This is a genomic window from Synechococcus sp. MU1643 (genome assembly GCF_020514095.1).
In the GTDB taxonomy this organism is placed as follows: domain Bacteria; phylum Cyanobacteriota; class Cyanobacteriia; order PCC-6307; family Cyanobiaceae; genus Parasynechococcus.
This window is the reverse complement of record NZ_VTKY01000001.1, coordinates 364,256-372,996: the sequence shown is the minus strand read 5'-3', so window position 1 is coordinate 372,996 and position 8,741 is coordinate 364,256. Positions and strand designations below refer to the sequence as shown.

General features: G+C 58.7%; 13 protein-coding genes. 8 read left to right on the top strand and 5 right to left on the bottom strand.

The genetic code is table 11. The features are described from left to right. Positions 1 to 46: 46 nt before the first annotated feature. From FZX09_RS02335 to FZX09_RS02310, 6 genes are all read left to right on the top strand, one after another. A complete protein-coding gene (locus FZX09_RS02335; protein ID WP_226400337.1) occupies positions 47 to 1,702 on the top strand; it encodes an ATP-dependent DNA ligase in 1,656 nt (551 codons plus the stop codon). Beyond that, positions 1,702 to 4,191, top strand: coding sequence for a ligase-associated DNA damage response DEXH box helicase (locus FZX09_RS02330; protein WP_226399639.1), 2,490 nt, complete (start codon positions 1,702 to 1,704; stop codon positions 4,189 to 4,191). The genes FZX09_RS02335 and FZX09_RS02330 overlap by 1 nt, the downstream gene beginning before the upstream one ends. Before the next feature lie 55 nt (positions 4,192 to 4,246). Further along, positions 4,247 to 4,447: a hypothetical protein gene (locus tag FZX09_RS02325; RefSeq protein ID WP_226399637.1), complete on the top strand. Its 201-nt coding sequence runs from the start codon at positions 4,247 to 4,249 to the stop codon at positions 4,445 to 4,447. A gap of 319 nt (positions 4,448 to 4,766) precedes the next feature. After that, positions 4,767 to 4,967, top strand: a complete 201-nt coding sequence (locus FZX09_RS02320; RefSeq protein ID WP_226399635.1) for a hypothetical protein — start codon at positions 4,767 to 4,769, stop codon at positions 4,965 to 4,967. 39 nt (positions 4,968 to 5,006) lie between these two features. Beyond that, entirely contained in the window at positions 5,007 to 5,390 is a 384-nt protein-coding gene (locus FZX09_RS02315; RefSeq protein WP_226399633.1) for a hypothetical protein, read from the top strand. Then, complete coding sequence (locus FZX09_RS02310) at positions 5,387 to 5,932, top strand: DUF1543 domain-containing protein (protein WP_226399631.1); 546 nt, start codon at positions 5,387 to 5,389, stop codon at positions 5,930 to 5,932. The genes FZX09_RS02315 and FZX09_RS02310 overlap by 4 nt, the downstream gene beginning before the upstream one ends. 227 nt (positions 5,933 to 6,159) lie before the next feature. Here the strand turns inward: FZX09_RS02310 and FZX09_RS02305 are convergent, their stop codons facing one another. Further along, positions 6,160 to 6,324, bottom strand: coding sequence for a hypothetical protein (locus FZX09_RS02305; RefSeq protein ID WP_226399628.1), 165 nt, complete (start codon positions 6,322 to 6,324; stop codon positions 6,160 to 6,162). A gap of 190 nt (positions 6,325 to 6,514) precedes the next feature. Between FZX09_RS02305 and FZX09_RS02300 the strand changes: the two genes are divergently transcribed. Then, a complete protein-coding gene (locus FZX09_RS02300; protein WP_226399626.1) occupies positions 6,515 to 6,769 on the top strand; it encodes a hypothetical protein in 255 nt (84 codons plus the stop codon). Position 6,770: 1 nt separating this feature from the next. Here the strand turns inward: FZX09_RS02300 and FZX09_RS02295 are convergent, their stop codons facing one another. Continuing rightward, a complete protein-coding gene (locus FZX09_RS02295) occupies positions 6,771 to 6,920 on the bottom strand; it encodes a hypothetical protein (protein ID WP_226399624.1) in 150 nt (49 codons plus the stop codon). A gap of 150 nt (positions 6,921 to 7,070) precedes the next feature. After that, on the bottom strand, positions 7,071 to 7,307 hold the full coding sequence (locus FZX09_RS02290; protein WP_226399622.1) for a hypothetical protein: 237 nt from the start codon (positions 7,305 to 7,307) through the stop codon (positions 7,071 to 7,073). A gap of 208 nt (positions 7,308 to 7,515) precedes the next feature. Between FZX09_RS02290 and FZX09_RS02285 the strand changes: the two genes are divergently transcribed. Then, positions 7,516 to 7,638: an adenylosuccinate lyase gene (locus FZX09_RS02285; protein WP_226399620.1), complete on the top strand. Its 123-nt coding sequence runs from the start codon at positions 7,516 to 7,518 to the stop codon at positions 7,636 to 7,638. Between the two features lie 16 nt (positions 7,639 to 7,654). On the opposite strand, the gene FZX09_RS02280 is transcribed toward FZX09_RS02285, so the two are convergent. Together FZX09_RS02280 and FZX09_RS02275 are read right to left on the bottom strand one after the other, a co-directional pair. After that, on the bottom strand, positions 7,655 to 7,999 hold the full coding sequence (locus FZX09_RS02280; protein ID WP_226399618.1) for a molecular chaperone DnaJ: 345 nt from the start codon (positions 7,997 to 7,999) through the stop codon (positions 7,655 to 7,657). Positions 8,000 to 8,017: 18 nt separating this feature from the next. Then, entirely contained in the window at positions 8,018 to 8,737 is a 720-nt protein-coding gene (locus tag FZX09_RS02275) for a triacylglycerol lipase (protein ID WP_226400336.1), read from the bottom strand. Positions 8,738 to 8,741 lie beyond the last annotated feature (4 nt).

The window sequence follows — 8,741 nt, the reverse complement described above, 5'->3', positions numbered from 1 at the left end:
TCTTGTCAGGATGGCGGTGCATTTCATCCATCCCGTTCAAGCGCGCATGCGGGCCTTTCAGGACCTGTTCAATCAGCTGGATCAGGTCACGGGCACCAAGGCCAAGGTGCGGGCGCTGGTGGATCACTTTCAGGGGGTCGATCCAGGGGAAGCGGCTTGGGCGTTGACGCTGCTGTTGGGCAAACGCCGCCGCCGCTTGATCACCGGTCGCCGACTGCGCGACATCCTGCGGGACCGGGGTGGTTTGCCGGATTGGCTAATCGACGACTGCTACGGCCAGGTGGGCGACTCAGCCGAAACCATCAGCCTGCTCTGGCCCGCCGTGCAAGAGCGGGTTGAAGCAACCGATCCCGGTCTACCCAGCTGGGAGGGAGACATGCCCCTGCGCTGGTGGATGGACACCCTGCTGCCGGCCATCAGCACCAGAAGCGATGACGATCAGGCCAATGCGGTGATCTGGCTCTGGCACCGAACCCCGCGCGATCAACACTTCATCGTCAACAAGTTGCTCACGGGGGGATTCCGTGTGGGCGTGTCGACGGGACTAATCAGCCGCGCCATCGCCGAGGCTTTTGATCTCGAGGAAAGTTTGGTGGTGCAACGGCTGATGGGGGGCTTTGAGCCCTCCGCTGATCGATTTGATCAACTCACCGCCCATGCGACGCCGGATGAGCACCGCTCCAGTGGCACGCCGTACCCCTTTTATCTCGCCAGCCCCCTGGAACCCGAACGACTGCAGGAGACATCTGCAAAAGATTGGCAACTGGAGTGGAAATGGGATGGGATCCGCGGTCAGCTGATTCACCGCGGTTCTGGCGTCTACCTCTGGAGCCGTGGAGAAGAACTGGTCAACGAGAGCTTCCCTGAACTTGTGGATGTGGCCCAGGCTTTGCCATCCGGCAGCGTTCTCGACGGCGAGCTGATCTGCTGGCAACAAAACGCGGCCACACCGCTTGGCTTTGATCAGCTGCAACGACGGCTCGGCCGCAAAACCGTTGGAGCAACGTTGAAACGGGACTGCCCGATGCAATTCATCGCCTACGACCTGCTGGAACATCAGGGCGTTGACATCCGCCAGCAGGGATTACGCCAGCGTCAGCAGCAACTGGCTGCGCTGCTGGGAAACATCGAGCATCCCGAGTCGTGGCGACTGCAGCAGAGCCCGTCCTGGTCGATCAACACCTGGGAGGGACTGGAGACACAACGCAACCAGGCCCGTCAACACGGGGCCGAAGGCCTGATGCTCAAACAAGCGGAATCGCCTTATCTGAGCGGACGCAAACGCGGCAACTGGTGGAAGCACAAACTGGAGCCGATGACCCTCGACGCTGTACTCCTCTATGCCCAGGCCGGCAGTGGGCGACGCGCCAACCTGTTCACCGATTACACCTTTGGCCTCTGGACCAACGCTGAAGAGCCCCAGTTGGTGACCTTCGCCAAGGCCTATTCCGGCCTCAACGACGCCGAAATGCTCGAGATTGACCGCTGGATTCGACGTAACACCCTACAGCGCTTTGGGCCAGCACGATCTCTGAAAACCGAGCTGGTGTTTGAAATCAGCTTTGAGGGCATCCACCCCTCAAAACGCCACAAATCCGGCATCGCCGTCCGTTTCCCGCGCATCCTGCGCTGGCGACGCGACAAACCCGCCGATGAAGCGGATTCACTCCAAACAGCGATGGCGTTGATCCAGAACCGCTGATGGCAGCTTCAAAAGCGAAGGCAAAGGCCAAGTCAAAAAGCAGCGACCCTCGGTTGAAGCCGATTCATGCCTGGTTCGCGCAGAAAAACTGGGCACCGCTCCCGTTCCAACAGGAGACCTGGATCGCCTATCTGGTGGGGCGGAACGGGTTGATCCAAGTGCCCACAGGGTCCGGCAAAACCTTCGCCGCTGTAATGGGACCGATTGCGCGGATGTTGGCTGAGGAGCAGCCGTTAAAAGGAATACGTCTGCTCTACATCACGCCCTTGCGCGCCCTCAGCCGCGACTTATCACTGGCGATCCGCGAACCGATCGAGGCGATGGATTGGCCGATACGGGTGGGCATCCGCAATGGCGACAGCAGCAGCAGCGAACGCACAAAACAGCTCAAGGCACCACCACAAATCCTGGTCACCACTCCCGAATCCCTCGCTCTCCTGCTCAGCAATGCCAAGGCCGAAGAGCTGTTTGGCCAGCTGCAGACGGTGATCCTCGATGAATGGCATGAGTTGATGGGGAGCAAAAGGGGCAGCCAGGCAGAGCTGTGCCTGAGCTGGTTGCGCCAGCTGCGTCCCCAGCTCCAGACCTGGGCCATCAGTGCCACCATCGGCAACATCGACCAGGCAGCGCGCCATGCCCTGGGAACGGCAGGGGAGCCACATCTGATCGGGGGCGCCCCTGCCCGCAGCACGGAGATTCAGAGCATCCTTCCGGAGACGATCGATGGCTTCCCCTGGGCCGGACACCTCGGGTTGCGGATGTACGAGGAGCTGGTGGCACGCCTCAATCCCGGGATCAGCACCTTGCTATTCACCAACACCCGCAATCAGTCCGAGCGTTGGCACCAGTGTCTGCGCTTCGCCTGCCCGGAAATGGAGGAGGGATTAGCTCTACACCACAGCGCCATTGATCGCAGCGAGCGGGAAGCGATCGAAGCCTCCGTGAAGGCTGGCGGCATTCGTTGGGTGGTGTGCACCAGCTCCCTGGACCTCGGGGTGGACTTCCAACCGGTGGAACAGGTGGTGCAGATCGGCAGCCCAAAGAATCTGGCGCGGCTGCTGCAGCGAGCGGGGCGGTCAGCGCACTTGCCCGGCGGAACATCCCAGGTGCTGTTCATGCCCACCAATGCGCTCGAACTGCTCGAACTCAGTGCTGTGCGTCGGGGATTGGCGGAGGGTCTAGTGGAACAACGCAAGCCGCCGAACGCTCCTCTGGATGTGCTTCTGCAGCACCTCACGGGGTTGGCCTGCGGCCCTGGTTTCAATCCCGAGCAGACCTTACAGGCCGTGCGGAGCTGTGCGGCCTATGCCGAGCTGAGCCAGGACGACTGGGACTGGTGCATGCTGTTTCTCGAGCAGGGCGGGGAGTGCCTCGGGGCTTATCCCCGCTACCGCAAGCTCGAGTGGGAGGAGACAAGCCAGCGCTACCGGGTTGGTGAGAAGGCCATCGCCCGGCTGCACCGTCTCAATATCGGAACGATCACGGCCGCACCCGCGATCACCGTGCGCTTTGTGCGTGGTGCAGTGCTCGGCCATGTGGAGGAGACCTTCATCAGCCAGCTGAAGCCGAAGGATGTGTTCTTCTTCTCCGGCCGCCAGCTGGAGTTCGTACGGCTGCGGGACATGACCGCTTACGTGAAGGTGAGCACAAAAAAAACGCGCACGGTGCCTGCCTGGGCTGGGGGGCAGATGGCCCTCTCCGATCTGCTGACCCATCACCTGCGTCTCGAGGTGGACCGTGCCAGCCGTGGTGATCTCGACAACGCCGAACTGCAGGCTCTGAAGCCCCTGTTTGATCGGCAACAGGACATCTCAGTGTTGCCGATGGTTGGGCAGCTATTGATTGAGACCTGTCACACCCGGGAAGGCACGCACCTGTTTGCTTACCCCTTTGAAGGACGGTTCGTGCATGAGGGCATCGGCTTCCTCTGGGCTTCGCGGCTCACCCGTCTGGAGCGGGGCACGATCACGGTTTCGGTGAACGACTACGGCTTTGAGCTATTGGCACCGAAGAGCTACCCCATGGCGGAATTGCTGGAGGACCACATCGATCTCCTGCTTGATCGTCAAAAACTGGAGCGGGATCTGAAAAACGCACTGAATCTTTCCGAGCTGCAACGGAGACGCTTTCGCGCCATCGCCCAGATCGCTGGCCTGATGAACCGGGGATTCCCTGGATCCAGCAAAAGCACCGGTCAGCTTCAGATCAGCGCCTCGCTGCTGTTCGATGTTTTCAGCCGCCACGAACCGAACAATCGCTTACTGCTGCAGGCACAGCAGGAGGTACTCGACGACCAGTTGGAGATCTCACGACTGGAGGCAGCCTTGGAACGCGCTGCGAGCCAGGAATGGCTGCACGTTGAAACCCCGCGGCCCAGCCCATTGGCCTTTCCACTGTTGGTGGAAAGGCTCAACAACAGGATGAGCAATGAATCCGTTTTGGAGCGGGTTCAGCGGATGAAGGATGAAGCCATCCGCAAAGAGGGTTGAGATCGCTTTCCACTGCAGTGCCCTTAGGGTTCAGCAGCGGAAAGAATTAGCAACGTTGGCCAAGCTCGGGGAGATCAAACTCAAAAAGATTCCACAACTGAATACGGCCAACAGCTCGCCGTTGATTCGGAAACACAAGGAGGTTCTGAATCTGATGATGAAAACGCTTTCGCTCGATACCTACGGCCTCACTTGGGCCCAGTTCATCAAGGGGTTTGGTTGTGGTGCCTTGGCCGTTTGGCTGCTGATGCGCTGAGATCAACCGTGACGTACCGGCCTTCCGCCCTGTCGCAGCGACTCCAACATGCCCCTTTCCAAGGCCGTCAGTTTTGGTGCCGGCTCATTCAGTGCAGCTTCCGCCCGTGACTTGGCTGCGGCAATGAATCGGTCTGTCTTATCACCAGAATCAAACGCCAAGATGCCTTAGCAAGTACCAACAAATGTATGAATCGGTGGCCGTTAAGGCTCAGGACTTAAGGAAAAACCCTGAACCCAAGAGATGAGGGTGAGAGCTCTCGGCAACCATTCCCTCGATCACTTGTTCGTTGCTATCGGTTGGAGGTTGCAGCACCTCGATGAGCCGTTACCCCGTCTTTTATTGCTCTCCAGCGTCGGTTGACGCCGGCTTCATGCCTGTTGAGGCGGAGGACGCCTATGAGGCTGAGCAAATCGTGCAGCGCGAACACCCCGGTGCCGTGACGGCATCCCTGAGCGAGCGGATCACGAACGCAGAGGAAATCCGCCGATTATTCCTGGCCTGGCTCGAAAAAGTCTGAAAATCTGGAGCCACCGGGGGGTGCATGGGACACAATCCGTTGTCGGTCAGGCCCCCCAGCTGGCTGGACATCGATGCCGACAGCTACAAACGGCTGCTGAACCGCACTGCTGTAACGATCACCAAGCGCGCCAGAAAGCGAGGAGCCACATACCAAGTGAGGGAGGCCATTGATGCCATTCACTCAGCCTTTCAGCGTTGCGACGGCACGGATCCCTTCGACGGACTGCCGTTGGACAGCCAACTTCATGAAGGAAGCCGCAGTCCGACGGTCTCCCCGGTGAGCAGCAGCAGCGCCGCGACCTTTGAGATTCTCAGCCTGCAGACGAAAGAAGCCAAAGGGGAGAGGAACGCCGAGGAGTTCATCGCCCACTGCCGTGCCGTCGTTGCCCATGCCGACGACCCATCAACAGCCCAGCGATGAGCAGCGCAAAAAAGTTGTTCCTGGTGGTTCTGGGGGGCCGTTGCAAGGGCTGCCATGTCGAGCAGCACGATGTGCGCTGGGTGGTAGGTGAGACTATTGAGGCCACGCTGCCGGCCCTGCGGCAGGAATGGATCGGCCTTCGCAGTGGCTTGCACATCGACACCTATCGCTGCATCGACCATGTCGATGGCCATCGCGTTGAGGTTGTTGAGCAAGCGCAGGATCGATCCAGTGCTGATGGTCAGCAGCTGTGGTTCGTCAACCTTGGCGCCTATGACCCCACGTCAATGGCGGAACAGCACGCCTTTGGGGTGATCGTGGCCCGTTCTTCAGCCTCTGCAAAAGCGCGGGCACGCCAGCGTTGGCTGCAAGGACAGGAGCAAGTCCACAAGGATGACCTTCACCCTGTCGAAATGGACAGCGCGCTCGATGATCTGCTGCCGATTAACGGCAATGGCCAATGGCATTTGAAACTGATCGCGGATCCCCAAGTCGATGACATCCCAGCCCATCCCGATTGGTACGGCTACTGGACGATCTGACCACAGAACAAACACAGGTCAGCTACAACAAACCCCACATTGAGGATGTGTCGTGCTGATCCTGATCCTCCTCGTTCTGACGGGCTCCTATGCCGGACTATGGGCGTTGCGATTCGTGCTCGAACAAAGCACAGACACCGAATAGGCAATCACGGCCCAAAGCAGCATCCAGTCACACTTGACCGGAAAGCTGACATGGTTTGCAGGTGGAGCCGCAATACAAATTTTTAGTCAACTGAACAACCACGAGACTTGTTCAACGTCTCGGCACCGCCATGCTTTTCGTGGGGGTCACCGGAATCGGCCTGAGTCCTGCAGCTGAAGCCCATCTCGATCACCACCACCACAATCGCCACTCCCACAAGAAGCAAAAGGCCTACGACAAGGGCCACAGGAGGGGCTACAGAAGTGCGATCGGCATATCCGTCGCCGCCTCGTCCGTCCGATTTACCGCAGCTATTCCCCGGTGCACGGCCCCATGGGTTTACCTGTGCCCTGGATGGTTCCGGTTCACCCGTATCACCACGGAAAGCGGGGCAGTGGCGGTTTCGGGTTCAATCTGTAGACACAGATCAATCCACCATGTCTGATCGATTCGGCAAAGACGCAAGCGAAGCCTGGCGCGACCATGTGCTGAAGCAGGTGGTGGGTTATCTAGAGACCCATCGCGAAGCAATCCTCGATCGCTTTGAAGCTGACAACGCTTACAACTTGAAGCGTGAGGACATCGAACAGTCAGATCTTCTCGATTTCGATGTTTCAGTCACACTGCACCGCGATCAATCCTCATCCTTCGGCCTTGGATTCGGTTTTTTCAAGGCCAACATGATTCGCTGAATCAAGCTGCAGGCTTCCAGAGTTCGTCGGGATCCTGGCGTTGCAGTGTTTGTTCAGCCAGCTTGAGGTAATAGAAGTAGCTCTGCCTGTCTTCAGATTCAGCAGCTTTGTTCATTAAGTGCAGATAGCTGAGACGCTGATCGCTTTTCATGCGTTGACTGGAAGAAGTCCAAACAATCACCTTCTGGAGCCTTGAGTTTCGGTATCGGAGCGAACAATCGATACAATTTTGGGTATCACCACGGCACTTTTTAACTTTTTCTTTTGAAGACTTTGCCTAAAACCTTTCCCGACAATGCAATCAACAGGGCTGGAAGTTCTTCGTGACAGCCGGGCCGCCTCCAGGAGGAACGAAACAGCCAGAATCGATTTTCTGCTCAGGCAACGCAGGACCTTTAAGTACAGGCCCTTCTGGGGATGCCGGACCCAGGCCCGGCCGGATCAGTTGAGACGTGACGTTGAACGCCAAGCCGCCAAGCAAACCCAGCCCCATCGAGGCCGAGAAAGCGATGAAGAGTTGACGCTGACGGTTGTTCATCCCACTGCTCGATCCCGGTGAAGGTGGATTGGCCGCGAGCTCTGGCCTCAATCTCAGTCAATAACGGAGATTTGACAGATCAAAACAGACCGCCGGATGATCCGCCTGCTGCAATCAGAACGATCGAAACACAGTCTCTGCTGACGCTGCTCACCCCCTTCCTCGTGTTCGGAGCGTTGTTTGTGGTGCTCCTGCTGGTCTGGGACCGATGACAGCCCCCGTTGCGGGACTGTTCTGGACGCCATACGCCGATTGGATTTACACCGTGGTGAGCCTCAGTGGTCTGATGCTGATCACCTTGTTGGTGCTGGGTCGCAGCAGCCGTAGCTGACGCACCTCAAAGGGCGTCAGGCAGCAAGCATCTCCATCTCAGGCTCAAGCAGCACATCGCGGGCTGTGTTGAACCGCGTCATTACGTCAGGTTCTCCTCCTTTGTCCGGATGATGTTGAACAGCCAGAAGTTTGTGGGCCCGCTTCACCTGGGCAACGGTCAACCGCCCGGTCAGCGGCAAGCCAAGGCACTGCCTGGCCTGAATCGCCTCAAGGCCAGGATCGCGCCCCATCGGACATTGATCGCGGCGATGGTTTGAAGTGCCTGGCTTGCGCTTTTTGCTGGCTTTACGTTTGGCCGAGCTGGCCTCACCCCCAAACCCTTTCGATTCCTGCACGAGCTGATCGCCGAAGCAGGCCACAATGACTGATTGCTTGGCTCAGTCACCCAAAAGCGACCACCAGCGCACGATGCGATCGGTGGAGCCGTACCAGCTTTGGCCGAACAATCCGCCGTGGGCCGTATCGGCAAGCTCAATCCAACGGGCATCCCGCAACAGGGCTGATGAAATTGGCACCAGGCCATCCCCCTCCAGATCCGGGTCGTCCATGATCTGGCGATAGCTGCGGGCAGAGCTGCGCCTCGAGAAGCTTGACGCATTCGCTCCCAGAGGATCCAGCCGACCCGCAACCGCGACGTAATCCACCCGATCGGCTTCAGGGCAACCCGGAAACTCACGATCCACGCGAGCCCGCATCGGTGTGGCACGCAGAGCCTGATGGGGACTGCCGAGAGTGATCAGGCGATTGCATCGGGCTGCACCGTTGAATCGACGTCCCAGAAAGCTCGTATCGGCCAGATAGGGACGCAACATCACCCCACCGGAACTGTGACCAATCAAAGTGACTCGCCCGGTGGGCGACTGGGTTTGAAGCTCGCGCACAGCGGTATCAACGCGATCAAGCAGGCGACACCAACCGAAGCCCCAGCTGGTGGCCAGCCAATCCAATTTGGACGCAGGCACGATGCGCACTGCAGCACCAGTGGCTTGATGAATCCAATCAGAGAGCGGGCGATAGGCCTCTTTCGTGATAAGAAAGCCACCGAGGATCACTACGGGCTGATCCAGCGAAACCGTTTTAGGATCTAGTTTCTTCAGTTCT

Excerpts from the sequence above, each read along its gene's own strand:
- FZX09_RS02290 (WP_226399622.1), bottom strand. The coding sequence starts at position 7,307 with ATGAACAACCGTCAGCGTCAACTCTTCATCGCTTTCTCGGCCTCGATG.
- FZX09_RS02300 (WP_226399626.1), top strand. The coding sequence starts at position 6,515 with ATGTCTGATCGATTCGGCAAAGACGCAAGCGAAGCCTGGCGCGACCAT.
- FZX09_RS02330 (WP_226399639.1), top strand. The coding sequence starts at position 1,702 with ATGGCAGCTTCAAAAGCGAAGGCAAAGGCCAAGTCAAAAAGCAGCGAC.
- FZX09_RS02295 (WP_226399624.1), bottom strand. The coding sequence starts at position 6,920 with ATGAAAAGCGATCAGCGTCTCAGCTATCTGCACTTAATGAACAAAGCT.
- FZX09_RS02320 (WP_226399635.1), top strand. The coding sequence starts at position 4,767 with ATGAGCCGTTACCCCGTCTTTTATTGCTCTCCAGCGTCGGTTGACGCC.
- FZX09_RS02285 (WP_226399620.1), top strand. The coding sequence starts at position 7,516 with ATGACAGCCCCCGTTGCGGGACTGTTCTGGACGCCATACGCCGATTGG.
- FZX09_RS02335 (WP_226400337.1), top strand. The coding sequence starts at position 47 with ATGCGGGCCTTTCAGGACCTGTTCAATCAGCTGGATCAGGTCACGGGC.
- FZX09_RS02310 (WP_226399631.1), top strand. The coding sequence starts at position 5,387 with ATGAGCAGCGCAAAAAAGTTGTTCCTGGTGGTTCTGGGGGGCCGTTGC.